24 protein-coding genes are annotated in these 26340 nt (G+C 46.4%); 5 read left to right on the top strand and 19 right to left on the bottom strand.

What is annotated here, in order from left to right; genetic code table 11:
- Nucleotides 1-102: 102 nt before the first annotated feature.
- The 4 genes from fumC to BLV50_RS05735 all read right to left on the bottom strand — a co-directional run bounded on the left by fumC (nucleotide 103) and on the right by BLV50_RS05735 (nucleotide 4201).
- Entirely contained in the window at nucleotides 103-1491 is a 1389-nt protein-coding gene (gene fumC / locus BLV50_RS05750; protein ID WP_090806388.1) for a class II fumarate hydratase, read from the bottom strand.
- 224 nt (nucleotides 1492-1715) lie between these two features.
- Nucleotides 1716-2726 (bottom strand): aldose 1-epimerase, encoded by a 1011-nt coding sequence (locus tag BLV50_RS05745; protein ID WP_090806386.1) that lies wholly within the window; start codon nucleotides 2724-2726, stop codon nucleotides 1716-1718.
- 214 nt (nucleotides 2727-2940) lie between these two features.
- Nucleotides 2941-3750 (bottom strand): MBL fold metallo-hydrolase, encoded by an 810-nt coding sequence (locus BLV50_RS05740; RefSeq protein WP_090806384.1) that lies wholly within the window; start codon nucleotides 3748-3750, stop codon nucleotides 2941-2943.
- Nucleotides 3751-3934: 184 nt separating this feature from the next.
- Nucleotides 3935-4201 carry a hypothetical protein gene (locus tag BLV50_RS05735; RefSeq protein ID WP_079696002.1) on the bottom strand — a complete coding sequence of 89 codons (267 nt, stop codon included), beginning with the start codon at nucleotides 4199-4201 and terminating at the stop codon, nucleotides 3935-3937.
- A 214-nt stretch (nucleotides 4202-4415) separates the two neighbouring features.
- On the opposite strand from BLV50_RS05735, the gene BLV50_RS05730 reads away from it, so the two are divergent.
- From BLV50_RS05730 to BLV50_RS05715, 4 genes are all read left to right on the top strand, one after another.
- Nucleotides 4416-5648 carry an aminopeptidase gene (locus BLV50_RS05730; RefSeq protein WP_063563938.1) on the top strand — a complete coding sequence of 411 codons (1233 nt, stop codon included), beginning with the start codon at nucleotides 4416-4418 and terminating at the stop codon, nucleotides 5646-5648.
- Nucleotides 5649-5730: 82 nt separating this feature from the next.
- Nucleotides 5731-6963, top strand: a complete 1233-nt coding sequence (locus BLV50_RS05725; RefSeq protein WP_090806383.1) for an aminopeptidase — start codon at nucleotides 5731-5733, stop codon at nucleotides 6961-6963.
- Between the two features lie 213 nt (nucleotides 6964-7176).
- Nucleotides 7177-7767 (top strand): RNA polymerase sigma factor, encoded by a 591-nt coding sequence (locus tag BLV50_RS05720; protein ID WP_063563940.1) that lies wholly within the window; start codon nucleotides 7177-7179, stop codon nucleotides 7765-7767.
- Nucleotides 7745-8713 (top strand): hypothetical protein, encoded by a 969-nt coding sequence (locus tag BLV50_RS05715; protein ID WP_090806382.1) that lies wholly within the window; start codon nucleotides 7745-7747, stop codon nucleotides 8711-8713. Before BLV50_RS05720 ends, BLV50_RS05715 begins: the two co-directional genes overlap by 23 nt.
- 1 nt (nucleotide 8714) lies before the next feature.
- On the opposite strand, the gene BLV50_RS05710 is transcribed toward BLV50_RS05715, so the two are convergent.
- From BLV50_RS05710 to BLV50_RS05675, 8 genes are all read right to left on the bottom strand, one after another.
- Nucleotides 8715-9206 (bottom strand): hypothetical protein, encoded by a 492-nt coding sequence (locus BLV50_RS05710; RefSeq protein ID WP_072732895.1) that lies wholly within the window; start codon nucleotides 9204-9206, stop codon nucleotides 8715-8717.
- 224 nt (nucleotides 9207-9430) lie between these two features.
- The gene (locus BLV50_RS05705) at nucleotides 9431-10396 is read right to left on the bottom strand and encodes an ABC transporter ATP-binding protein (RefSeq protein ID WP_072732894.1); all 966 of its coding nucleotides are present in this window, start codon (nucleotides 10394-10396) and stop codon (nucleotides 9431-9433) included.
- Entirely contained in the window at nucleotides 10389-11372 is a 984-nt protein-coding gene (locus tag BLV50_RS05700) for an ABC transporter ATP-binding protein (RefSeq protein ID WP_063563944.1), read from the bottom strand. Before BLV50_RS05700 ends, BLV50_RS05705 begins: the two co-directional genes overlap by 8 nt.
- Before the next feature lie 9 nt (nucleotides 11373-11381).
- Nucleotides 11382-12323 (bottom strand): oligopeptide ABC transporter permease, encoded by a 942-nt coding sequence (gene opp4C, locus BLV50_RS05695; RefSeq protein ID WP_063563945.1) that lies wholly within the window; start codon nucleotides 12321-12323, stop codon nucleotides 11382-11384.
- Nucleotides 12324-12335: 12 nt separating this feature from the next.
- Nucleotides 12336-13292, bottom strand: a complete 957-nt coding sequence (locus tag BLV50_RS05690) for an ABC transporter permease (RefSeq protein WP_063563946.1) — start codon at nucleotides 13290-13292, stop codon at nucleotides 12336-12338.
- Between the two features lie 101 nt (nucleotides 13293-13393).
- Nucleotides 13394-15118, bottom strand: coding sequence for an ABC transporter substrate-binding protein (locus tag BLV50_RS05685; RefSeq protein ID WP_090806380.1), 1725 nt, complete (start codon nucleotides 15116-15118; stop codon nucleotides 13394-13396).
- Between the two features lie 322 nt (nucleotides 15119-15440).
- Complete coding sequence (locus BLV50_RS05680; RefSeq protein ID WP_244552079.1) at nucleotides 15441-16349, bottom strand: ArsR/SmtB family transcription factor; 909 nt, start codon at nucleotides 16347-16349, stop codon at nucleotides 15441-15443.
- Nucleotides 16350-16507: 158 nt separating this feature from the next.
- Nucleotides 16508-17824 carry a hemolysin family protein gene (locus BLV50_RS05675; RefSeq protein ID WP_063563949.1) on the bottom strand — a complete coding sequence of 439 codons (1317 nt, stop codon included), beginning with the start codon at nucleotides 17822-17824 and terminating at the stop codon, nucleotides 16508-16510.
- A 381-nt stretch (nucleotides 17825-18205) separates the two neighbouring features.
- Between BLV50_RS05675 and BLV50_RS05670 the strand changes: the two genes are divergently transcribed.
- Entirely contained in the window at nucleotides 18206-20062 is a 1857-nt protein-coding gene (locus BLV50_RS05670; RefSeq protein ID WP_205411994.1) for an alkaline phosphatase, read from the top strand.
- Nucleotides 20063-20226: 164 nt separating this feature from the next.
- Here the strand turns inward: BLV50_RS05670 and BLV50_RS33315 are convergent, their stop codons facing one another.
- The 7 genes from BLV50_RS33315 to BLV50_RS05640 all read right to left on the bottom strand — a co-directional run bounded on the left by BLV50_RS33315 (nucleotide 20227) and on the right by BLV50_RS05640 (nucleotide 26320).
- Nucleotides 20227-21033, bottom strand: coding sequence for a DUF1835 domain-containing protein (locus BLV50_RS33315; protein WP_256337863.1), 807 nt, complete (start codon nucleotides 21031-21033; stop codon nucleotides 20227-20229).
- Nucleotides 21030-21797 carry a sigma-70 family RNA polymerase sigma factor gene (locus BLV50_RS33310; protein WP_256337862.1) on the bottom strand — a complete coding sequence of 256 codons (768 nt, stop codon included), beginning with the start codon at nucleotides 21795-21797 and terminating at the stop codon, nucleotides 21030-21032. The genes BLV50_RS33315 and BLV50_RS33310 overlap by 4 nt, the downstream gene beginning before the upstream one ends.
- Nucleotides 21798-22012: 215 nt before the next feature.
- Entirely contained in the window at nucleotides 22013-22504 is a 492-nt protein-coding gene (gene gerQ, locus BLV50_RS05660; protein ID WP_063563951.1) for a spore coat protein GerQ, read from the bottom strand.
- An 18-nt stretch (nucleotides 22505-22522) separates the two neighbouring features.
- Complete coding sequence (locus BLV50_RS05655; RefSeq protein WP_063563952.1) at nucleotides 22523-22945, bottom strand: cell wall hydrolase; 423 nt, start codon at nucleotides 22943-22945, stop codon at nucleotides 22523-22525.
- 159 nt (nucleotides 22946-23104) lie between these two features.
- Entirely contained in the window at nucleotides 23105-24790 is a 1686-nt protein-coding gene (locus BLV50_RS05650; RefSeq protein ID WP_256337861.1) for a hypothetical protein, read from the bottom strand.
- A 204-nt stretch (nucleotides 24791-24994) separates the two neighbouring features.
- Nucleotides 24995-25744, bottom strand: coding sequence for an SDR family NAD(P)-dependent oxidoreductase (locus BLV50_RS05645; RefSeq protein ID WP_090806376.1), 750 nt, complete (start codon nucleotides 25742-25744; stop codon nucleotides 24995-24997).
- Nucleotides 25745-25927: 183 nt separating this feature from the next.
- A complete protein-coding gene (locus tag BLV50_RS05640) occupies nucleotides 25928-26320 on the bottom strand; it encodes a DUF2500 domain-containing protein (protein WP_062319566.1) in 393 nt (130 codons plus the stop codon).
- Nucleotides 26321-26340: the final 20 nt, after the last annotated feature.

Below are 26340 nucleotides of genomic sequence, written 5' to 3'. Positions count from 1 at the left end.
TAGACTGACAAGTATTAGTTCACGAAACCTCATGAGCTAAAAAACGACCTGCGGATGCAGGTCGCTTGTTTATTAGAATGAAGTTCGCATGATAATGATTGATTAGGCTTTCGGAGCAATCATTTTCGCTGGATCAACATACTGATCGAATTGCTCTTCTGTAAGTAGACCTGTCTGCAATGTTGCTTCTTTCAGAGACAGTCCTTCCTTATGTGCAAGCTTGGCAATTTTGGCTGCATTCTCATAACCGATGTACGGATTTAGAGCGGTAACCAGCATAAGCGAGTTATTCAGATTATGTTCAATCTGACTGAGGTTAGGCTCAATACCCACCGCACATTTATCATTGAATGCAACGATGGAATCAGCAAGAAGCTGAACAGATTGCAGGAAGTTATAGATAATAACCGGTTTGAACACATTCAACTCGAAGTTACCCTGACTTGCCGCGAAGCCAATCGCCGCATCGTTCCCCATCACTTGCGTAACCACCATAGTCATCGCTTCGCTCTGGGTTGGATTCACTTTACCCGGCATAATGGAACTGCCCGGTTCGTTCTCTGGAATACGAATCTCTCCCAGACCACTTCGTGGGCCACTAGCCAGCCAGCGAACATCATTGGCAATTTTCATCAGGTCAGCTGCAAGCGCTTTAACTGCACCGTGAGCGTAGACCACTTCATCATGACTTGTAAGCGCGTGGAATTTGTTTGGCGCGGATACAAAATCCTTGCCGGTATGCTTGCCAATTTCCTTGGCTGTATAATCACCAAAGTCAGGATGTGCATTAATTCCGGTTCCCACAGCTGTACCACCAATTGCGAGTTCTTTCATATAATTAACACTATCCCGGATCATGCGTTCACTCTTATCGAGCATCGCTTCCCAGCCGCTGATCTCCTGACCGAGTGTAATTGGCGTTGCATCCTGAAGATGAGTACGTCCAATTTTGATAATATCTTTGAATTTTTCCGATTTGTCTGCAAAAGTGGCTTTCAGCACCGCGATTGCCGGCAAGAGCTGATCTTCAACAGCAAGTACACCTGCAACATGCAGAGCCGTTGGGAATGTATCATTGGAGCTCTGGGACATGTTCACATCATCATTCGGATGCAGACGTTCTTCCTTGCCCTTTTGTTCCAGCAGCTGGTTACCCAGATTGGCAATGACCTCGTTTACGTTCATGTTGGACTGTGTTCCGCTACCCGTCTGCCATACCACGAGCGGGAAATGATCATCAATTCGGCCTGCAATAATTTCATCAGCGGCATAAGCGATTGCATCCGATTTGGCAGCGGACAATTTACCTAATTTATGGTTACTGGCAGCAGCGCTTTTTTTCAATATGGCAAGAGCACGTACAACTTCCATCGGCATATGCTCGCGACCAATCGGAAAGTTCTCCTTGCTGCGCTGCGTTTGAGCTCCCCACAGCCTGTCGGCTGGTACTTTCATTTCACCTAACGTATCTCTCTCAATGCGGTATTCCACTTGCTTTTCCTCCTCCAAAAAGATGGTTTGGGTCTCTACAAAAATACGTATACATTCTTTTCTTCACAGCATCTTGCATCTGTTGATTCCAAAATTAACTTTGGGCTTTATGCAAAATGCTTTTATGAGCAAAGCTTGTGTATCTTGTCATATTATACATGATTGCCTGACCGGTTTTCACCTTTTCGACAAAAATGTAAGCGTGACGCAAAATGTCCGAGTATTTATTTTTGCGGTTTAATCGGATAAAGACGGCTGGTTTGCTCAAATAATTCGCCCGGCTCAAGACCAATCAGACCGATCTCTTCAGCAGGAATGCCTTGTACATTCGGGGCATTAACCAGGTTCATCTGTGGCTCAGGACAGAAGAATCCGCCAGTCATATTGTTATTCCAGATCATCCAGTGCTTGTATGACGTGCCTACATCGTATAGCAACTTGTCACCGGTACGATGATCGGTAAGCACCATATAGTTTCGCCCATTCTGCGGTTCTGCAGTGTAATGGTTGTCCATGGCTGCAAAAAACGGACTAACACCCTCACCCTTTAATTGCTCTTCCTCTGGTGTAAGCGGTTGAAATTGTCCCGTAGGCAAAGAACGTTCATTTAATTCACGACGCTGACCAATCGTTATTTTGGCCGTGTAATCGGATGCATGGCTTTCAGGTGCAAAAGGTACGCTAATGGCTGTATGGAATGCGAACAAATTCGGCATACGTTCCTTCCCGTTATTGCGGACATTCAATTGCTGCTGAAGTCCCAGACTACTCAGCGAATAACGGAGTGTCACTGTAAAGGTGAATGGCAGGTATTTGTAGAACACATGTCCTTCTTTCACTTCCTGACTAAGCAAAACATAACTCTCTAGCTCGTTAGATCCGTAGCCCTCAACCTTCCACTCGGCATCATGCAGAAATCCATGCAGATGGTTGCCTGTAGCTGGTTCGTTTATAGGTAGTTGATAGACTTCGCCGTTCCAAGGGAATCGACCATCCTCATAGCGATTTGGTGGAGAAAGAATCGGTATACCGTAAACGGCAGGTGCAGCCATAAACTCGTCCATATGTTCCTGGTCTGGCTCACGCAAATAACGGAATCCCTGCTCTGTATCACGGAAAGCAACAAGGTTGGCACCCACGCTCGGAATAACAGCTGCTTCGAATTGATTAAAACGAAGCCAGACGGCTGGTATACCTCCAAATTGTTCTTCGAAAGCTGCATTTTGCTGTGTCATCGTTATATGTACCTCCTGCATACTAAGGTTATATTATACGGCTCGACTATATCATGACCGCGCACAAAATACCAATCTATGATAGAGAACAAATTCATGATAGAACGACAAAAAAGACAGCTACGATGCTCCGTGGCTGTCTCCATCCCCTTATGTTGCCGTACTGAAATCATTCCTGATTTCAATGGAATACCCATGTATGGCATCGGCTCTATTAATCCACATATTTGCCGTGATCCGGAACGGCGGTCTGTTCAAAATCAAGATCGAGTCGCTCCAGCGAATCTCTCAGCATTTCTCCGGTTAAGGAATGACCATGCCCGGTAACAGCAACTATGGGCTCCAGTCGTCGAATAAGCTGAACTGATCGATGAGCCGCTTGCCAATCCGTCGTGAAATAGGCAGGTGGACCGTGCAACTGTTTGTCCTGAAGCAGCACACTCCAGAGCGATTCCTGTTTTACAGTGACGATCGCGTCTCCCGCAATCAGGATACGGTCTTCTTTTCGAAATAGCGATACATGGCCCGGTGTGTGACCGGGAGTATGCTGCCATTCCCATCCAGAAACACCTGGGATTGAATGATCATCCGGCAGACTGAATATCCGATCATCGAGATTAATAGCTTCATTAGGATAAGCAAATGACAGCCGTGCCATCAAACCGCCACCTACAGTAGGGTCCGCCGGAGGGTAATCTTTCACACCTGTCAAATAAGGCAGTTCCAGTGGGTGTGCATACACCGGGACACCCCAGAATTGTTCGAGTTCGATGACGGTCCCTACATGATCAAAATGACCATGTGTCAAAATAATCGCAGACGGTGGACCAGGAAAGCGTTCAGTTGCAACATGAAGAATCTGATCAGTGAAACTGGCCATTCCAGTGTCCACGAGCACCCAGTTCCTGCTTCCAGGCTCCCCGATGAACACAACATTAACGAACAGTGTACGCAGACTGAGGATATCGTGCGCGACTTCTTCAAGTCCCGTCATTCCTGATGTAATCAGATTGTCAGATGCCATTCACGGTTACCTCCCATTCAGGCGGATTGTCTCTCTGGTTCCATTCATCTGTCATAGACTTCCCTTTTCTGGAGTAACTATTCCTTATTCCCAATAAAATAGACGGTGGACGCCCTGTTTCAGGCATACACCGTCTAGTATAATCAGCTACATTCCATATTAGAACAAGAACCTCTCGGTCCTATTATGCCGGGTAAGCATCCAGTGCCGCATCAAGCAGTTGATTGTACATATCATCATCGTTTTCAAGCAGCTCGTCCATACGCAGCAATTCATCTTCATCACCGGATTGTTCAGTGAAATGCAGACTATAGTCCCAATCCTTGCCGTTCTTGCTCATAAACGTAATCTCATAAACTGACTTTTCGCCTTCTGCACGAAAAACCGTATTTCCTACATAATTCTTCTCATCTTCACGACGCATCTCTGCACGAATAATCTCAATATTCACAATCGTTCTCTCCTTTAATCTCTCTTCAGTTGCAGGTCTCCACAATTTATGGTAAACCTAGTTTGGTAATTATTATTGGTTAATTGTACAATATATATCGTAGCAACGTATACCTTATTCAATGAGGGAAACTTACTGACTCCTTACATACCTGTAATGAGGACTATAATAACAAACAGCTACGACATTATACCAAACAGGAGGAACAAATAGCATGAACAATTTTGAAACGAATTTACAACAATATGCCGAACTGGCAGTCAAAGTGGGTGTCAATGTCCATCCTGGGCAGACGCTCGTCGTAAACGCACCCATTTCCGCAGCACATTTTGTGCGCCTGATCGTCAAAGCCGCTTATGGCACAGGTGCCAAGTTGGTCAAAGTAAACTGGAGTGATGAGGTAATTACACGTCTTCACTATGATCTCGCACCAGAGGAATCCTTCTCCATTGAACCAAAATGGTTTGCAGGGGAAATGACTGAACTCGTAGAAGAAGGTGCCGCCATTCTGCATGTTATTGCAGAAAATCCGGACCTGCTTGCCGGTGTTCCTCAAGAACGCATCGTGACTAGTCAGAAAGTTCGCGGTAAAGCGATGGAGAAATATCGTTCCTATCAGATGGCAGACAAATTCAGCTGGTCCATTGTGGCAGTTCCTTCCCCTGAGTGGGCAGCCAAAGTATTCCCTGATCTTCCGGCTGAGCAGCAAATTGATAAGTTGTGGGATGTCATCTTCAAAACCGTTCGCATTGGTGAGCAGGATGCTGTCGCTGAATGGAAAACACATTTGCTGAATCTCGACTCCCGTGCTGATCTGCTTAACGAGAAGAAATACAAAAAACTTCACTATACTGCCCCTGGCACAGACTTGACGATCGAGCTTCCTGAAGGTCATCTGTGGGTATCCGGTGGAAGCATTAATGAGCAGGGACACGTCTTCGTTGCCAATATGCCTACAGAGGAAGTGTTCACCGCTCCACTGAAAACCGGAGTTAACGGTACAGTTCGCAGCACTAAGCCACTGAGTTATGGTGGCAATCTGATCGACGGCTTCTCCATCACTTTCGAAAATGGTCGAATTGTCGATTATACTGCTGAACAAGGACTTGATTCATTGAAAAGCTTGATTGAAATGGATGAAGGCGCACATTATCTGGGCGAGGTAGCTCTCGTTCCACATCAATCACCAATTTCGGATACGAATATTTTGTTCTACAACACCCTCTTTGATGAAAATGCATCCAACCATCTGGCTATCGGTAACGCCTATGCCTTCTGTCTGGAAGGCGGCAAAACGATGTCCAAGGATGAATTGATCAGCCATGGCATGAACTCCAGTCTCACTCATGTGGATTTCATGATTGGATCAGGAGAAATGAACATTCACGGTGTCACTTCCGAAGGCAGCGAAGAGCCAATCTTCCTGCAAGGCAACTGGGCTTTCTAATTTAGACGATGTAAATGAGAGAGAGGGTCACTCCTCTCTTTTCCTGCGTATGCGGGGCATTCATGATATGGAGGAACTTGATATGTTGAGTTTTGAACAAAAACTGGATCGTTATGCTGAACTGGCTGTAAAAGTTGGAGCCAACGTTCAGCCCGGACAAATCTTCGTTATCAGCGCGATGATTGATACAGCTGAATTCGTGCGTTTGTTGGTGCGTAAAGGCTACGAGGCCGGAGCAAAGAAAGTCATCGTCAAATATGGAGACGAAACTGTCAATCGGCTGCGCTTTGAAATGGCGCCTGAGGACTCTTTCCAAGATGCACCGAAATGGCATGCCGCTGAACTTGAGGAGCTGGCAGCGAACAATGCTGCGTTCTTGACCATATTGTCATCCAGCCCAGACCTGCTAAAAGGCATCGATCCAGAACGCATTTCCACCCATCAGCGTACATACGGACAGGCGATGTCCAAATACCGTCAGTATCAGCAGGCGGACAAAATGAGCTGGACAGGAGTAGCCTGTCCTTCGCCGGATTGGGCCGCCAAAGTCTTCCCTGACCTTCCCCCTGCCGAGCAGATGAAACAGCTCTGGGAAGCCATTTTTGCTGCTGTAAGAGCTGATCTCGAAGATCCTGTAGCGGCTTGGGAGCAGCATATTGAGCGTTTGGAGCACAAAGCAGTTGCCCTGAACAGCAAAAAATATAAAACTCTGCATTTTGTTTCTCAGGGAACCGACCTTACCGTTGATCTTCCTGAAGGGCACATTTGGGCGCAGGCTGGCAGCATTAACGAACAAGGTACACGTTTTGTCGCCAACATTCCGACAGAGGAAGTATTCACCGCGCCGGCTAAATATGGGGTAAACGGCAAAGTGTCCAGTACCAAACCACTCAGTTATGGCGGAAGTATCATTGATCGCTTCTCCCTTACATTTGAGAACGGACGCATCATTGATTTCCACGCCGAAGAAGGTCAAGATACCCTTGAAAGACTCATTAAAATGGATGAAGGTTCGCATTATCTCGGTGAAGTCGCTTTGGTGCCCTTCCATTCTCCAATCTCGGAAAGTGGTATTCTCTATTACACAACGCTATATGATGAGAATGCATCATGTCACCTCGCTATCGGCAGTTCATATGCTTTCAATATCGATGGTGGCAAAACCATGTCAACCGAAGAGCTTGCAGCTCGCGGCATGAACTCCAGTATTACACATGTGGACTTCATGATGGGATCGCCGGAAACGAACATTTACGGTGTTACAGCGAATGGCGAGCGTGAAGCCATCTTCCTGAACGGCGATTGGGCTTTCTAAGTCATTTGTATCTGTTATTCTACGATTATTAAATATCACATAGAGGCTGCCCTACTGACCATAATTTACTGGTTAGTGAGGTGGCCTCTCTCTATTTCGGCTATACTTTTTCTGCTTCTGTCGGACTAACCTCCCATTGTATCGCTTCCATATAATGTTGTAAAATGAAATGATACCAATGTTTGTGGATTGTTCACCAGAAAGGAGAACATCATGGCCAATCGGCTCCAATTACTCTTAGCCTCAGATTTCCATAATTTGGGCCCTCAGCTTCAAGAAGAAGTGTACTACGAATACTATAATATGGTACATGGTCTCATCGTTTACATCATCAAAGAACGTGCTGCAGCAGAAGATATCATTCAGGAAGCTTTTATCAAAATCATTAAAAACAAACCTCTCTTTGACAACGAAGTCAAGCTGAAAGCCTGGCTGAAGGTTGTCACACGGAATACCGCCATTAATTATCTGAGAAAAAATAAAAATAACCGTAACCAACTGGATACGGATAGTGTTTTTATAGATATGGAGACAATTAATCAGACGGCAGCTTCCGTGGAGAGCACGGTGGAGACTCAAATGATGCAGGAATCCATCGAGTTCTATCTGGAACAGCTTAAGCCGGAATACCGTGTACTCGTGGAGCTGCGCTGGAAAGAGGGTCTTTCCTATCGGGAAATGGCCGATCTGCTTGATACATCCGAAGAAATTGTGAAGCAACGTTTGTTCAGAGCCCGCGGAAGTATCAAGAAGAAATTACATAAGGAATGGGGTGGAAGCATTGAGCAAAGGCAAGTCCGATAAGCATATTGATTCATTCGATTCAGAGCTGGAAGACGATTTTTTCGATGCCGCGTTTGATATGGCTTTTGACGAAGCCTTCCATCAGGCTGTATCTGCCACCCCTGCTTCCAACACCGAATCCATGCGCCAATCCTGGCTCCAAGTTCAAAAGGAGATTGACCGGGTTGGCGTACGCAAGAAAAGAATGCGCACCATACGTTTGTCCGTCATTGTTGCTGCGTCCGTGACCATCGGCGCCGTCATCTTCAGTATGCCAACCGGGACGCAAGCCGTCTCCCCTTTTGTACAATCAATCAAGGACTGGGGCAATGGGATGAAATCCATTGTTATTGAGGATCGTACCACCCAACTAGGCGCCGATCCGTCGACTGCCAAGACGCCTCCACCTCCTGAACGAGGAGTTAATGAAGCTCCCAAATTCTATTCTGGAGACGATCCAGAAGAGGATGAAGATATTGTTCTCCCCTTCTATGAGACATCACATTTACTTGAAGCTGTTGTTGTAACCAAGGAAATAGCACGCTCGGGATTTATGGGTGATTTTTTGTTATCAAAAGCGATTCCCGAGCGGTTTACAAAGATCAAATTTGAGCTCATGCTGGATACCCTTAATCCCGTCAATCCGGAAGATTATTACGAATCTCAACGAATGAGGGTTCGTTATAGCGGCGAAGGCAAAAATGGTGAAGAAGAAGTCATTCAGTTTGATTATGCCTATGTTTCGCCTGGTCAGGTCATTGAGGGGCCCATGCTTCGCGAAACAAGTATCGTCAAATTGGCTGATGGCAGCGATGCATTTATGTACCTCGGTCCCCCCTATAATACCTTTCAATGGATGATGGGTTCTGTCAACATGAGCTTATTCGGAACCGTCTCGGAAGAAGAGATGATTGCCATTGCCAATGACCTGCAGGAACAAAAATTTCCAGGTAGTACTCAAAAATAAATTAAAATAATACGTTGTTTGAAATATGTGTTGTCGTCTCAGGTTTGACCCCATCGTTGGCCGTATGAAGACTGACAACCCGATAGTAATATCCGGTTATAACGGTCCAGTTCGATTGGGCATTCAGGGTCTGCGTTTGCGATTTCTTCTTGGAACCGGATTGATAGAGTATCCAGGCCGATCCCGTCCAGCGCTCAAGTCGATAATCGACTTGCAGCGATTTCATTTCCGAGAAGGTCGTTGTTGTTGTATTTACAACCGCAGTCAGCCCCCCTCCAGGTGTAACCGTCCCCTCTGCCTGATAAATATAATTTGGGGAAGACAACATATTAACACTTGGTTCCAAGGGCGGTGGTGGTGGAGTAAGCGCGTGAGGCTGGATACTTGGACTGGCGACAGCTACCCCGGCGGTTGGTATAGCAAGAATTATGGGTGCCGATAGTGCTGCAACAATCATGACTTTCAACATGGACGTTATTCTTATTTTCCGCATATGTATCCACCCTTCATTTTCCAAATTTGATTTTGTGTAAGTATTAAACGGATGTAGTGGTTAGAAGGTTTCAAAAAAATAAAAGACGCTCCGACTTACATGTCGGCAGCGTCTTTTGGTTCTCTGATGCATCATCGGGTAAATACATACTGAATGGATGAAACCTAAATAATTCCATTCCGTATCCATAAGATAACGTTGATATGAAATTATTCTCACATGCCTCAGACCAAATGACAGGCTACAAAATGATCCGCTCCAAAGTTCCGATACGCTGGAATTTGCTGCTTGCAGATATCTTCTGCCCATGGACAACGTGTATGGAACTTGCATCCAGTTGGCGGATTCACCGGACTGGGGATATCCCCTTTAAGCACAATTCGTTCCCGTTTCAATTTGGGAATCGGCACAGGTACAGCTGATAGCAGCGCTTTCGTATACGGATGCAGTGGATTGCCGAATAACTCATCTCTGGAGGCCGTCTCGACCATGGAGCCCAGATACATCACTCCAATGCGGTCACACAGATGTTCCACCACACTCAGATCATGCGAAATAAACAAGTAAGCAAGGCCACGCTCTTGCTGAAGTCGTCTGAACAGGTTGATAATCTGAGCCTGAATAGACACGTCCAGTGCTGATACCGGTTCATCTGCGATAATCAGTTTCGGATTTAAGATCAAAGCTCGCGCAATCCCAATCCGTTGTCGCTGACCACCAGAGAACTCATGGGGAAAACGATCAATATGATAAGATGACAATCCGCAGGCTCCGAGTACCTCCTTGACGAGATCACGAACCTCGCTTGCGGTAGCCAATCCGTGATCCAATACAGCCTCCCCGATCGCATCACCAATGCGAATGCGCGGATTCAGTGAACTGTAGGGGTCCTGGAAAATAAGTTGAAGCTGCGGACGGATCTTCCGCACTTCCTGCATAGATAACTGATGCAAGTCAACACCTTGAAAACGAATCTGTCCTTCCGTTTTTTCCGTTAAGCGCACGATCGTTCTTCCAACGGTGCTCTTGCCACTTCCGGATTCACCCACTAATCCAAACGTTTCGCCTTCATGGATTGTGATGCTGATATCATCGACTGCTTTCACATGGGCTACTGTACGATTCAATAAACCTTTGCGCACAGGAAAATAGGTTTTGAGATGTTCGATTTCCAATAGAGGTTCAGACATGACTCAATGCCTCCTCATACAGCCAGCATGCAGCCTTCTGTCCGGGCCCAAGCTGCTTCAGCGTAGGCATTTGCGTGGTGCATATCGACATACAGTGCTCACAACGATCAGCAAAATGACAGGAATCTTTTAAGGATAGTGGATCAGGTACATGTCCGGGTATCGAATACAATTCGTCCTGTCGTTGATTGATAATCGGCTTGGAGCGTAGTAATCCCTGGGTATATGGATGTTTGGGAGACTCGAACAATTGCACAACTTCCCCCTCTTCCACCACTTTGCCTGCATACATTACAACGACATAATCCGCCATTTCGGCTACAACGCCAAGGTCATGCGTGATCATCAGAATGGAGGTTCCTGACTGGGACTTGATATGTTGTAACATATCCAATATCTGCGCTTGAATGGTCACATCCAGTGCGGTGGTTGGTTCATCCGCGATTAACAGTTTCGGGTTACATGAGATGGCAATGGCAATCATAATGCGCTGCAGCATACCTCCACTCAGTTCGTGCGGATAGCTGTTTGCAATCTGTTCCGGTCGTGAAATACCAACTTCGGCAATCAGCTCAACCGCTCTGGCACGAGCCTGCTTTTTACTCATTTTCAAGTGTACAATCAGCGGCTCCATTAATTGCTCACCGATCTTCAGCACGGGATTCAACGAGGACATCGGTTCCTGAAAAATCATGGAGATGTCATTGCCCCGGATGGCACGCAGCGAAGATTTACTTTCACGGAGCAGATCCCGTCCATCAAAACGGATCACACCTCCTACTACCTTGCCAGCCGGTTCTTCAATCAATCCCATAATCGACATGGCGGTTACACTTTTGCCGCAACCTGATTCACCAACGATGCACACCGTCTCGCCTTCACGTACATTCAGGCTTACGCCGTCCACGGCTTTGACATTGCCTTCTTCTGAGTAAAAATGAGTTTCAAGTTGTTCAATTTCAATCATATTTTGCATGAGGCGTGCTCACCTTCTCTTCTGTTTGGGATCTAATACGTCTCGAAGACCATCACCAAAAATGTTAATCGCAATAACGGTCACGAAAATGGACAGCCCTGGCGGAATCCATAACCACGGATGCTGTTGAAAATCAATCATGTTGTTGGCCGCATCGATCATATTGCCCCATGTAGGCGTTGGCGGCATGACACCCAGTCCAAAAAAGCTAAGTACCGATTCGCTGAGAATGGACCCTCCGATATTCAGAGTCGCCATGACGATGAGAAGCGGGACAATATTGGGTAGAAGATGGTGAAACAGTTTGCGACGGTCACGCAAGCCAAGAACAACAGCAGCCTGCATGAACTCACGTTCTCGCAAGCTTAACATCTGTCCCCGTACCATTCGGGCCATACCGGGCCAATTGACAAAGCTGAGCATCAACATGACGATATACATTCTGGAATCCGGCGGAACTTTCCAATCCGATAACAACGCGCCGAAAATGAACAGCAGCGGCAATCCCGGAATCGTAAGCAGCAAGTCGGCAATCCGCATAATGACCTGATCAACAATGCCACGATAATATCCGGCGATGGCTCCAAGCAAGGAGCCGATAAATACGGATAGAACCATGGAAGCCAAACCAACAGTGAGCGAGATACGACCAGCCATCAGCACACGGGTAAGCACATCCCTACCAAGCGCATCCGTACCAAGCCAATGATGAATGCCTGGACCTTGTTTCATCGCCGCCATATTGATCTTGTTATCGGTATAAGGTGAGAACAGCGGTCCAATGAAACAAGCCACAAACATCAACAAAACCACGATGAATCCGCCAACGGCAAGTTTGTTCTTGAGCAGTCTTCGGAGCGACAATTTCCATAAAGAAGACTTGGTAGGAACCTTTAAAGGTAAGGCAGCTTCTGCGGCATTTCTCGTTACAGACGATGAAGAGATTGTCATTTTCATAGCCCCCTATTGCAAACGGACACGCGGATCTGCGATGTGATAGAGCACATCAGACAGTAGCGTTCCAATGACGGTCAGGATGGCGATAAACATGGTAAAGCCCATCAGCAGCGGATAATCACGCAGTGAGAAGGACTGCATATATAACTGGCCGATACCGGGCCAGCTGAATATTTTCTCAATAATCAGTGAACCGCCGAATAAGGACGGCAGCTCGAATCCAATCAGTGTAATTGCAGGTAAAAGAGCATTGCGCAAGGCATGGGTATATAACACTTTGCTTTCTTTTAAACCCTTGGCTCGCGCTGTTCGAATATAATCCTGCTTGATCACATCAATCATGTTGCTGCGGAAGTAACGGGTAAGTGAGCCTACCCCAAGCAGGGTCATGACAATTACAGGCAAGGTCATGTGCTGAATCACCTCTTTGACATAGGCCAGACCGGTGGCATTACTTCCTGTAGTCATCATGCCGCCTGGAGGCAACCATTTTAAGTCAACCGCCAGCAGTTTAATCAAAAACAATCCGATAAAGAAGGATGGCACGGACATGGCTGCAAATATGCCTATCATCACGAAGGTATCGAACCACGAGTACTGCTTATAGGCAGCGATCACACCGATAATAACCGCGATGAACCAGGTCAGGAACGTGGTCACCGCAGCTAACAGGAATGAATTCCAGATATATTCGTTGAACAGCGAGAGTACTGGCTTTTGTTGTGCCAATGAATATCCGAAGTCCCCGTGTACAGCATTTTTCATCCAGATGAGATACCGTTCGATAACTGGCTTGTCCAGTCCGTATAATTCGCGCAGTTCGGCCTTGCGCTCAGGACTCAGCTTAATGTTGCTGGAGATGTAATCTCCAGGAGTAAGTGCATACAGGCTGAAAATCAGAACGGAAGCGGCCAGCAAAATAAGAACCATGTATGTCATCCGTTTCACAATGTAAGTGCTCATATCAGGCTCCTTATCAATGCGTCCCCTGCATCTGCGACATCGCAAACACAAGGGACGTTTTGTTTATTTCGGTATTGATGTTTCTTGATTCATACAAACGCTTATTTCAGAGACCATTCCGGCAAGCTGGTTGCAATCCCGCGGTATGGACTGACAGAGAGCCCATCGATCCGACCGTTATAGGCATAGACTGTTTTTTTGTAACTAGTGAAAATGACAGGCAGCTCATCGTTGAGCAACTGGTACAACTCTTTGTATACTGCCTTGCGCTCCTCAATGTCTGTCGTAGCCAAACCTTTGTTGTAAAGCTCTTTCACTTTGGGATTGTCGTACCCTTTCAGCTCACCATCCACAAATTGCAGTACCCCGTCTGAAGGATCCGTTAGCATCGGTGTGGAGAAGGAAGCCACGTCGTAATCGCCGCCCTCCACTTTGGAGACAAGTGAGTTGAAATCCGCGAAGACTTCAGGCTGGAACTGCACGCCAATCGCCTCGAAGTTTTCTTTGGCTACAGCAATGAAGATATCCGTGGCCGGACTTTTCGTTCCGAGGAAATGAAGAGATAACTTCTTCCCGTTTTTCTCACGGATGCCATCCGCTCCAGACACCCAGCCTGCGTCGTCCAGCAATTGATTGGCTTTGTCCGGATCATAGGCGTATGGATTAATACCTTCTTCCGTATAAGACCAGGAAATAGGTGAAGTCGGGATGTTGGCAACAGCCCCTGCCCCTTGGTTGGCATCTACATAGATGGACTGACGATCCAGGCCATAGGTAATGGCTTGCCGTACTTCTTTTTCCTGAAGCTGTTCATGTTCCAGATTGAGCTGTAAATATCCGTATGTACTTGGTGTGTAAGGCAGAAGGTTGAGGTATGGGATATTTTTCAGCTTATCAATATTCTCCTGGGTAGCCGTGAACGAAGTGAAGTCGATCTCTCCGGTCTCAATAAACTGCCAGGTGTCTCCTTCCGATGTTTTATATATGAAATGCTCGGTTTTCGGTTTGCCCTTGTAGTAGAATTCATTGGCAACGAATCGGACTTCCTGACCCGGAATGAACTTTTCGAGTTTATAAGGACCATTGCCTACAGGCGTTGCATGAAGATTTTTAATGTATTCGAGCTTTCCGAACTGATAGTCTTTGCCGTAGTAGGCTTTGGACAACACTTCAGAGCCCAATGTAAGCAGAGCAGTTGCGTTGGGTTGTTCCAGCGTGACCGAGATCGTTAACGGATCAATGACCTTAATACCCTCAATGTGATCTGCCTTTCCTTCGGTATACGCTTTGCCGCCTTTCACCTTGGTGGAGAAAATATCGAATCCACCGTCATACGACTTGTCATGCAGAATGGTCCATGTAAAAGCAATATCATCTGCGGTGAGCGTGGAGCCGTCACTGAACTTGGAATCTTTTCTCAGATGAAACGTGTATGTACGCTGATCGTCGGACACATCCCAGCTTTCAGCGAGATCAGGAACAGGCAATCCCTTCTCATCTACGGTCACAAGTGAAGCAAATAGCAATGAAGCAACGTTGCCATCATATCCGCTTTGATGGAAGTACGGTGTGAAAGCTCCGCTGGGATCCGTAAGTCCCACAATCACCGTATCCGTCCGTTTTTTTGCCGTCTCAGGTAATTGATTCAGGTCCGTCGCCTGAAATGGTGCATCCAGTGCTGCTGAAACCGGAGTGGCTTGTGTCCCCGGATTCGTTGTCCCGCTTCCAGCAGTAGTGGTCTCTGCTCCCCCACCTCCAGCACATGCCGATAACACAATTGCACTACTGATAATTAACGATGCCACGGATAAACCTTTCACTCTCATAAAATCCTCCCCAATTCATAAATGATCCATATTTTTCTCGCTCAGCCGTTCCTAATTCCCGAAATAATCCAGAATATATATAATTCCTATGAAATTAGTAAGGTATAAGTTCGATAAGCCCTATTATAAGAACCGCATTCGGTTCTGTAAATAGAGAACCACAAAAAAATATTTATATTAAACCCATTAATATCCACTTTAAAGCGATAAAATAGCCGTATGTTTTGCGCGGATTTCCTGAATAAATTTCAGTTCGGCCACAACAAACATACGGCTGTATCAGAGGAATACTTTTTTTCTAAAAACCACATTTTGATAAACGTTATTGTTCCAAATAATTCATCACATTCGGCAAAATCTGCTCCAGTGCATGAAGACGAAGAGAATACTCAACCAGGCTCTCTCCTTCAAAATGAGCATAGACCAACCCTGCTCCACGAAGCTTGGAAAGATGGTCATGAGTAATTCCTTTGGAGAGCTTCAAGTGACGAACAATTTCTATGAACGAACGCGGTCCCTGATGCAGAAAACGCATGATTTTCAGTCGGTTCTTCTCTCCCAAGCTGCGAATCACACGCAAATGATGGGTCGGAATATACTCATGGTCTCCCATATACAATCTGGAGGAATAATGGCACAGCAGAGTATCCCCAAAATGCAGGATGACATTTAGCGGCTGAAAATGAAATTGTGGTACAAGCAGCAGTCTCTCCAGCCCCTTTATGTCCCGGAACATCAAACCGTTGGTCGCATCGTCGAGTACTTTTTCCTGGGGAGATTGACTTAACTGTTCCTTGCGGTTCAGAACCTCCTGGCGCAGATGTTGTAAGATTACGGGATCAAGCAAGCGAAAATATTGCTCATTCCACCCGGTTAAGACATAGGTCATCTTAGTCTGGAAAGCAGCGATATCATCTGTATACGGGAAGCTGTACCGACTAAAAATGTCATGGAGTTCAAGCACTGTTCGTTGGCTGAACCATTCAATAAAATCCTCCGGCTCCTCGGCTTCCACTTGCAAACAGACAAGCAGATACATCCATTTCCAATCATCATCCACGTTCATATTTTGCAAGACAGCAGCAAGCTCAGGAGTTAGCTGTCCTTCTGTTTCTAGCGCCCAGGCTATGGATAAATCAATCTTTTTATGCGATTTTCGGCAAATATATGTATGCAAACTAGCCATGAATTCAAATACAGACGTAAATCCAACCTCAATGCGATAGCTCAATCTCAACCTCTCCTATCTTGCAAAGTCGTTCCATTATACCCTGTTTGCAGCCGTGCATGCTACGATTATAGGGTAAACAAAAAGCCGCACAGTGAAATATTCCACCGTACGGCTTCTCAATAGACCGGATCTCCTGTCTCCAAAAATAATACCTTGAATCAGGCTCCTTCGCCTTCAACCATCAGTTCCAGCTTAATCACATTCACACGTGAAATCCGCTTATGTTCGGTCTCTTGAATAACAAAGACATATCCACCATACTCTACCGATTGCCCCACTTCTGGTGGGATGGCCTCTACTCTGGAGTATAACCAGCCGCCAATCGTATCATAATCCGCCCGGTCCATATCCAGCCCAAAGCGTTCACTAACCTCTTCAATCAGCATGAGGCCGTCAATGGAATATTCCATCTCATCCACTTTCTCAATTGATGGACGCTCTTGGTCAAATTCGTCCTGAATCTCGCCCACAATCTCTTCCATGATGTCTTCAAGCGTTACAAGGCCGGAGGTTCCTCCGTACTCATCAATCAGGATGGCAATCTGTGTCTTGCTACGTTGCATCCGCTTGAGCAGGTCACTGATGGGAGTGGAATCGGGTACTGCGAGAATCGGCCGAATCACCGAGATGGTATCTGTAAGCTGAGATCGCATCAGGTCTTTAATGTGAATAAAACCGATAATATGGTCTTTGTCACCGTTATAAACCGGATAACGGGTACGCATGCTTTCACTGGCAATTTCCAGATTTTCCAGCATGGACTGATTGGCATTCAGGCAGATCATTTCCGTCCGCGGAATCATAATCTCACGGGCGGTTGTTGCCGTAAAATCAAATATATTATCAACAAGTGCCAATTCAGTATTGTCAATTAAACCGCTCTTATTGCTTTCTTTCATCAGAATGCGTATTTCATCTTCACTATGCGCTGAGTCATGCTCCGAGGCCGGTGCCATGCGAAACACTCTCAGCAGGCTGTTCGCCATACCATTCAATGCCCATATAAAGGGATACATTAATTTGTAAAAGAACGTAAGCAACGCCGCAGACCATAACGTGATCGTCTCTGATTTGCGGATGGCCATCGTCTTGGGAGCAAGTTCCCCGAGTACAATATGCAAAATCGTAATAATAACAAAAGCAATCGCAATGGAAATACCGTGTACGTATACCGGACCCATTCCAAATGCAGTAAACATGGGCTCTAACAGGTGAGCAATCGCTGGCTCTCCCAGCCAACCGAGTCCAAGTGAAGCAAGCGTTATGCCCAATTGACACGCGGATAGATAAGCATCCATGTTGCGTACAATATTGGAAGCATAAATCGCATTTTTATTACCTGTTTCCACCAAAGCTTCAATCCGGCTACCACGAACTTTGACCATCGCGAATTCTGCCGAGACAAAGAAACCATTCATCAATACAAGCAAAGCAATTAAAAATAAATTTAATATACTCGGTAAGGGGTCACTCAAATTATCATCCTATTCGCCGTCATTCTTCGGCAAATAGGTCCACCTCCTTCGAAAATGTAGGATATTTGCCATTCTGCCGCTCATATGCAGTTTCAACTTCCCAATGCGTTCACCTCCACCTTCTTCTGTCGATTAACAAGGATATGCTTCTTTTATTATATAATTCTACACTACACAGTCAATCCGTGTCCTATGACAACGAAATGATGCATACAGGCTATTTCGTTAACAAATGTACCGAATGCGCAGTTTTTTTTACGTTTTACTAACAAATATATGCATCTTCTTGCGTACGGTTTAACTTTTCTCTTACGCTCAGTTAATCATTCAGCGATATACTTCCAAATAGAACAACAATTTTTGATTCCGGAGGTATGTACATTGAAAAGCCATCATGCTATGAAATGGAATGCTCTACTACTCAGCGCGGCTGTTGCGATCACAGCAGTGCCCTGGCAGGTCCATGCTGAACCCGTATCTGCCCAGCTACAGACGGCCCCGGCCGCATTTACCATTTTACCTATCGACCGTGCTCAGATTCTCGCAGGCCAAAAGCTGGATTTCCGGGTTGAGCTGAACGGTGCCAAGCTGAATTCGAAAGACATTAAAATCCAGGTTAATGGTTTGTCACCGGACAAATACTTCGGCAAGTCCGGAACATGGACAACCAGCACCGACCTGAGTACAGAATACACCATACGGGATGTTGCCTTCAAAGAGAGCGATTCCATCGTGGTAACCGCCGAAACGACTGCTACAGGCAAGCGTACATATTCACGGGTCGTATACCAAGTGTTCGATCCTTCCAAAGACACAGCCACATTGACAAACGGTGAGCAAGCCAAAAATGTCGTTCTGATGATCGGCGATGGCATGAGTGCCAATATTCGTACCGCCGCACGTGTTGTATCCAAGGGTATTAACGAAGGCAAATTCAAGGGTTGGCTGGAGATGGAACAAATGGATGCCATGGGCATGGTCACCACGTCTGGCATGGATTCCATCGTCACCGATTCCGCCAATAGTGCTTCCGCTTATGCAACCGGTCACAAAACAGCTGTAAATGCCGAGGGTGTCTACCCAGACAATACACCAGACCCTTTTGACGATCCGAAGGTGGAAAACATCGTTGAGCTGGTGAAACGGACACGTGGCATGGCTACCGGCCTTGTAACGACTGCGGATGTGACAGATGCGACACCTGCTGCGATGGCTGTACATACACGTAAGCGCGGAGAGCAAGAAGCGATCGCCGGCATGTATCTGAATGAAGCCAATCGACCGGATGTAATTCTGGGCGGTGGACTGGAGTGGTTCCTTCCAGCAGCTGACGGCGGAAAACGCAAAGATGGACGCAATATTGTGGAGGAGTTCAAAAAAGAAGGATATACCTATGTTACAGATGCAACGAATCTGGACAAGTCTGCCTCTACCAAATCATTGCTTGGATTATTCCGCAAAGGCAACATGAACGTATATTATGACCGGGAGTATACTCAACCTAACAATGCAGAAATTGTGGGCAAGGATACCGATCAGCCAACGTTGATGGAAATGACCGACACAGCCCTTCAGGTGCTGGAACAGAACAAGAACGGATTTTTCCTGATGGTCGAAGGTGCATCAATTGATAAACAGGCTCACACGATGGATTTTGAACGTTCCGTATGGGATGCAATTGAATTCGATCAAACGGTTGGTCGGGTTAAGGAATATGCGAAGAAACACCCGGATACGCTCGTTATCGTCACATCCGACCATGGTCATTCCCTTACCCTCAACGGAACGTATAACACGGAAGCCGCCAAAGGTAAATCGGGCGACGAACTCCGTGAATTGATCGGCACATATGCTGATTCCAAGTTCCCGACGTATGTGGATGCAAACGGAGATGGCTTCCCGGATAATCCGGATTCCGAGTGGAAGATTGCTGTCGGCTGGGGCAATATGCCGGATAACAACGAGGACTATCTTGCTAATCCGGTACCAATCAGCCCTACCATTCAGGACCCTAACGTCAAAGACAAAACATGGTATATCGCTAACCCGGACAAAGATCCGGACGGTGTTCACTACACGGGTAACTTGCCTCATGATGAAGGCCAGGAAGTCCACACATTCGACGATGTGCCAATCAATGCCTCGGGACCAGGGTCCCGTCTGTTCTCCGGCTATCTCGATAATACGGATGTGTTCCGTAAGATGGTAACTGCATTGAAGTTGGATGCGTCCAAGTAGCACAACGGTGAACTAACAAAAGAGTATCCTAGCTCATGCTCAGGCATGGCGGGATACTCTTTTTTCATGATTTTATGGATAATGAGGATTAGCTAGCACGTTTACTTAACGCTTTGCTCTACTGCTTCTACTGATTTATTCTCTTTCTGATGCCAACTCATTCTCTATAGGATCACTACGTTCCCATTAACGGTGTCCCAGCGCCACGGCGTGTCTTCCCCTTTGCCGATCTGAAGACCGCCAATCCAAGATGTATCATGTCTTAATAGTGCCCAATCTGCTTCTCCATTCAGCACCTGAATACCGAGTTTGGTCAAAGACAAGACACCGTGACGGAATTCATCATGATGCTGCTGGAAGTTAGGAAAAGCTTGTACACCGCTTAATTGAAGTAAAGCATGAGGTTGCTCCGTCATTCTCTTCAGATGAGCCCAGTACTCCAGATCACCCATTCCCAAGATATGCAGTTGATCTCCAACATGCTTGAATAATGGATAAGGGCTATCCACGCCCTCTCTTACGGCCTCCAGTGTGGATTGCTCAATTATGCCCAGTCCGTTCGATACAGAAGGCAGACGGGACAGGTGGGCCTTGAATGCAGCATGTGCAAAAGGGAGCACCGATGTATTTTTCAGCAAGTAGTCCTTGTGATACTGAATGTCAGAGGATGCATACGCACCCCAAAAATCGCTGCCAGCCTTGATTTCCTCTGCCCCCATCACATGCCAGGTACCTGATAAACGTCCGATCTGTGAGGGTGTAAGTTGCCCAAGTCCCCGAAAATGTTCAATATCTGGATAGGCATCGATGCATAACAGATTCAGCTTTGTATTTTTCAGGTCCTGTTCCTTGAAATAGTGCAGCAAATACGATAACATCGCCTGATCATAGAGGTCATACTCAAACCACAGGACGATCTCTTCGTGCTGATGGAATGACTTAAGCGTCTGCTCAAGTTCCTTAATTTTCAAATATTCAGTCTGTGGGATACCAAGTGCTGCTCCAAATATTGTGCACGTCCACTTCGATCTTTCTCATTCCTCATATTTCTTGTTATCGGTCCAAATGTATAGAGCTCTCGCCAGACCAGAATTTCACCTTGAATCCCGCTTTGTCTTAATCGATCTGCCGCATGGTCACCATTCATAATGTGAAGCATCCCTTTTCCTCCTTCGTATAGATCACTAAATACTGAAATCACATCCGCCACAGGCAATGAACGTCTGAGCCTGGATCTGGCATCATACAACCGTTTCTTTAGAGCCGGAACATTAACCCCGAGGAATTCCGACATTTCCTTGAGCGAGTAGCCCTGAAAATAAAACAGTTCAACAGCAAGCTGCATGGAAGTTGGCAAAATGGAAATCGAATCTCGCAGGATACGATGCACCTCTCCTTTCAAAGCCTGTTCTTCAGGGTTATGAGTCTGATCCTCTTCTTGAATTACATCCTGAATCTCCAGGACCGGGACGGTGCCATGCTGCTTACGCCTCATTAGACGGTAACACTGTCTCTCCACGATGACTTTGAACCACCCGGGAAAAGCATCAGGGTTGTCCAGTTTGGACAAATTCGCAAAGGCCTCCGTGAATGCCTCTTGTACTACATCTTCGGCCAGGAACGTATCCCCTAATTTTTGATAGGCGACAGCCAGTGCCATCCCCCGAAATTGCGTCACCAGCTGTTCATATGCCTCGGCTTCGCCCTTGATTGCTCCATCGATCCATATCTTCAATATGTTTCGCTCCTTCCTGTGCGCTTGCTGCTTGATGTATTTATCTTTAAGTGCCCTGATTTGAGAAAAAGGTTACTTCTGCTTATGTTTAATTTTCTATTTGATTATGCTCTTTATCATCATATAGGAAAAGCTGCCCCGTTTGCGGAATAACATCCGCAATCGAGACAGCCTCTGTATGGCCGTATTATATTATGTTCTTTTTTTCCTACAGATTAACGTCTGCTCGGTTGTTGCGGATAGTTTCCGATCACACCTGGATATTGATACAACAACGGCTCATCGAATGTAGCGTAGTCGAAATTGACCATCAGAAGCATGATCCGTTTTCCGCTGTTCGGGTCACTGATGATGATATGGTCACGACCAGCGGCTTCCAGAATGCCTTGGAAAATGCGGGCATTCCACTCTTTGTTACCTTCGTATGTCATGTAGAATGTTCCACATTTACCCAGGTTAAGCCGTAAAATATTTTCGATGTAGGATTGTTCAAACTGTGGCGCAGTTGTGGTTACAACTCCACCCGTAGGTGTCATTGGAGCACCGCTTGATACAAGCGGAGGTACGCCTGTGGAGCTAGGTGAAACCATGCCTGGTGTTGGGGACATCATCGGCATACCGTTACCGATTTTATATGATGTTCCTTGAACTTGCGAATTGGCCTGTTGGCCCATAACCTGTGTTGGTTGATAAGGCTGGTTAATCATAATGATTCCTCCCAAAATTTAATATACGGTTGGACAGTCTTCGCCTGTCGGACTGAAGAAACAATGCGCCTTGAAGCGGCCTGTATTTTGCTGGTCATACCACGTTGGCGGACATTCTCCCACAGGACGGAAAAACCACAGGGAGTTGCTGGCTGGCCAGAAGCGTTCACCATTAATGACACGCTGTGCCAAGCGTATTTCCGATTGTCTTGCCCGTTGGTAGAAATATCCCTTTTGCGTTGATTCGAAGCCACCCGGGTTCTGAAACACCATTCGATTAATGTCCCGAATATCACCGAAATCCAAGCAATCGCCGAGCACCCGGTTTACACCCACATTGCCTACAAGCAGCATGCCTTGTTCGCCGTCACCTTCAGCCTCCGCTCTCATCAGTCTAGCGAGCAGCTTGACGTCTTCCGAGTTGGCTTTAATAACAGCCATATCCTGTTTCCTCCCTTGTTGAACCTCTTCATCACCGTATATCGTATTGTGCAGATGCCCATTCGGTGACACGATTTTATCTTTTTCTCATAAAAAATGCCCGGAACCTCACCCTATGTGAAGTCCCGAGACATAACATTTCCTATATAACCTGCCTACTCAGGGCTTGGCTTGAATCCAGTAATCGTAAGCATGTACGATATTGCCTTTGTAGGCTTTATACTCGCTTAACAGATCGGGAAGCAGTGCCAGCTGGCGTTCCATTTCCGCTGCTCCCTTATCATAAAATGAAATATGTCTACCTTCAAAATTCTCTTTCATCTCCACCGAGATCAACAGTGGTTTACCCAAACGATCCGCAATTTTCATTTCCTGACTGACGACGTCGGCAATTCCATTGGAGCCTTCAGCGATGTTACGGAATGCCATCAGAGATATGTGATCCAGTGTTGTGATCATGTATTCACTGACAGACATGTCTCTTCCCGGTAACGGGAACGTATCCAGCCAAACGGCCAGATCGGCACTCGTTTCCAGATCACTGTCCTTTTTCGTCTCTTCATGGAAATAAGCAATATTGGCAGCCCATTCGGTCAGCAGCGTATCCCGATCATTTTCCCATTCAGGTAAGGTGTATGGTTCAATATCGAGATGGATTCCCTTAAAACGTTCATCCGGTTCAGATTCGGCGTTATAATTTTTCACATAATCGATCAAGCGTTGTATCCGTGGCCGATTTTCCTTTTTACCCCAGATTGGATGGCCGCCCATGGCATGAACCTCAATACCTTGAGCCTGTGCGCGTTTCACAAAACTGCGATAACTGGAGTACGGTTGATCCAAATCAAGCCGGACGTATAACCAATTGATGTTTTGCTCTTTGGCGAACTCCAGAATGTGATCTCCACCGTCATTCGTAACTTGAGAAGCCTGCCAGATATAGGTTCCCCGGATTTCCGGTTGATTGGATGGATTCTCCGGTAATGGTACTTCCTCTGGCTCCAACTGCCCCCAGTACACGATGTCATGCACAGCTGAACCTGCGTAGGAAGCATGATCTGTGAATGCAGACGCCACTTCCTTTATGACACTCTCCAATTGCGCAGCGCCTTTTCCGGCAAACGTCGTGAACTCTTCCCCAGGCATAGGCTTGGTATTTACCCCAACGGTAATAGAACCATTTCTGGCGTCAGCCCATATCATTTCCTGTTCTACCAAACGTATAATTCCATTGTTTCCTTGCGCGCTGTCACGGTAAGCGAGCAGCGTAATATGATCAAATTGTCCAATAAACCAGTGTGACAACGACTCGTTATCCGCATCGTCAGTGGTTCTGCTACCTGTCACCGTGTAAGAATCCAGCCAAAACGGCAAGTCAACATTCACTTCAACCGCCCCAGCCTGTTTCACCTGTTCCAGCAAGAGCTTCATATTGACAACCCAGGATTGGACCAGCGGCTTAGCATCTTCTTTCCACTGTGGCAGTACATAAGGTTTGATATCCAGGTGAAGGGCGTCAAATCGCTCTTCCGGCTTTGCAGCGAGGTTATAATTACTTACCCAGGACGCCAGTTTGAGCATTGGACCTTCACGACCACTCACTGCCCATGACGGATCTCCACCCAGAGCTTCAACCGCAATTCCAGCCTTGCTGGCTTTGGCTATAAACGTATGATAGACATCCTCTGACAGATTCATATCCACATTCACATACAGTCTGTTAATCTTATGTTTAGCTGCATTGTCCAGCAGCTCGTTTCCTCCATCACTGACAGACTTGGCCTGCCATACCCAGGCTGCTCTTATATCTGCGTCAGCCTCAGCAGTAGATTCAAAGCCTGTCATTATAATCCCTCCAATCAGCATTAATAGCCAAAACACTTTCCGGGATGAGTTCCCGAACATATTCTCCCTCCATTCCTGTACTGTGGTAAAATCACATTTATTATAGCAACCGAGTTACCAAAAACAAATAAGCCCAAGTGCTTAACTTGGGCTTATTTCTGCTATGTTTTCAAAAGTTTACAATTGACCGGAGAAATCCCGGTACTAGTCCTCATATATCATTTTTCGGGTCATGCCCCCGTCAATAATCAGGTTGGTCCCTGTGACAAAGGTATTGCTCGGATCGGACAAATATAAACAAGCGCGGGAGATATCCGAAGGAACACCTACACGTCCTGCCGGGTGCTGTTCATGGTCCTCTGGCTTCAATTTCTCCACATTTCCTGTCTCAATCCATCCCGGACTGATACAATTGACCCGAATTTTGTCTTTACCCAAGGATACGGCCATCGCATGTGTCAACGCCACGATAGCTCCCTTGGACGCAGCATAGGCCTCTGTTTCCGGCTCTGACATCAACGCACGTGTTGAGGCCATGTTCACAATTGCTCCACCATTTTCGTTGTGCTTCATATGTTTGGCCGCTTCCCGGCTTGCGAGAAAGCAACTTCGCACATTGGTATTGAGTATATCGTCCCACTCTTCCAGCGTTAGCTCATAGGGAGACTTCCATCTGGAGACACCCGCATTGTTTATAAGCACATCAATCTGTTTGAATTCATCCATTGTCGTTTGAATGAGGTTTGTTATATCCTTCTCTTGACGTACATCACACTGGACAAAGATGGCTTCTCCGCCTTCATTGCGAATCGAAGCTGCCGCAGCAGCCCCTTCGGCTTCCTGATAGTCGGCAAGTACGACTTTAGCCCCTGCAACCGCATAGGCCTCAGCTACACTTCGTCCGATTCCTTGGGCTGCTCCCGTTACAACCACGACTTGATCTGTAAATGACATCATCATTTCCTCCTCTATTGGGATGGTCCATTCATTACATAAGCCTACATCAACTCACCGAATATGGACCATAAATTGAATAAAGTCTCTTCTTATATAAAAACACGTTAGCCCCATTAAGAAACGCTTGTCCATAAAAGAAATTAAAAAAAGCTTACGCCACTATGGCGCAAGCCAGCCGGTTTATCCGCGTACACGCTCTGAATACAAACGATTGTAGCGTTCAAAGCCTACATAACGCGTTCCCTTGAAAGAGAGTCGACCTTCATCTCCCTCGGCGCACAAGCCGTACTCATCACCATTCACCTTGAATTCGAGACGATCCCCGCTCTCCACTTCAAATGTGATGTAATAAAGCGTACGGGCTGTACTTCCTGGTTCGGAGTGCGACTGACTCATCTGCATTCTCCTGCTGGTAATCCGTGAAGGTACGGTAAGCAGAGGCTCTGAGTTATTACGACCCCATCTCCATACTTCTTTCCCTACCGACAGAAGAACGATACCTATAATCAGGACAAATACTACCGGAAAGACGGTTCCAAAAAAATCAAACATCCAGGATGATTCAATGCCCATGTCTCTCCCCTCCGTTCATC

It is taken from the genome of Paenibacillus sp. 276b (assembly GCF_900107875.1).
Taxonomy (GTDB): Bacteria; Bacillota; Bacilli; order Paenibacillales; family Paenibacillaceae; genus Paenibacillus; species Paenibacillus marchantiae.
The sequence above is the reverse complement of the archived record's forward strand: the minus strand, read 5'-3'. Positions and strand labels throughout refer to the sequence as shown.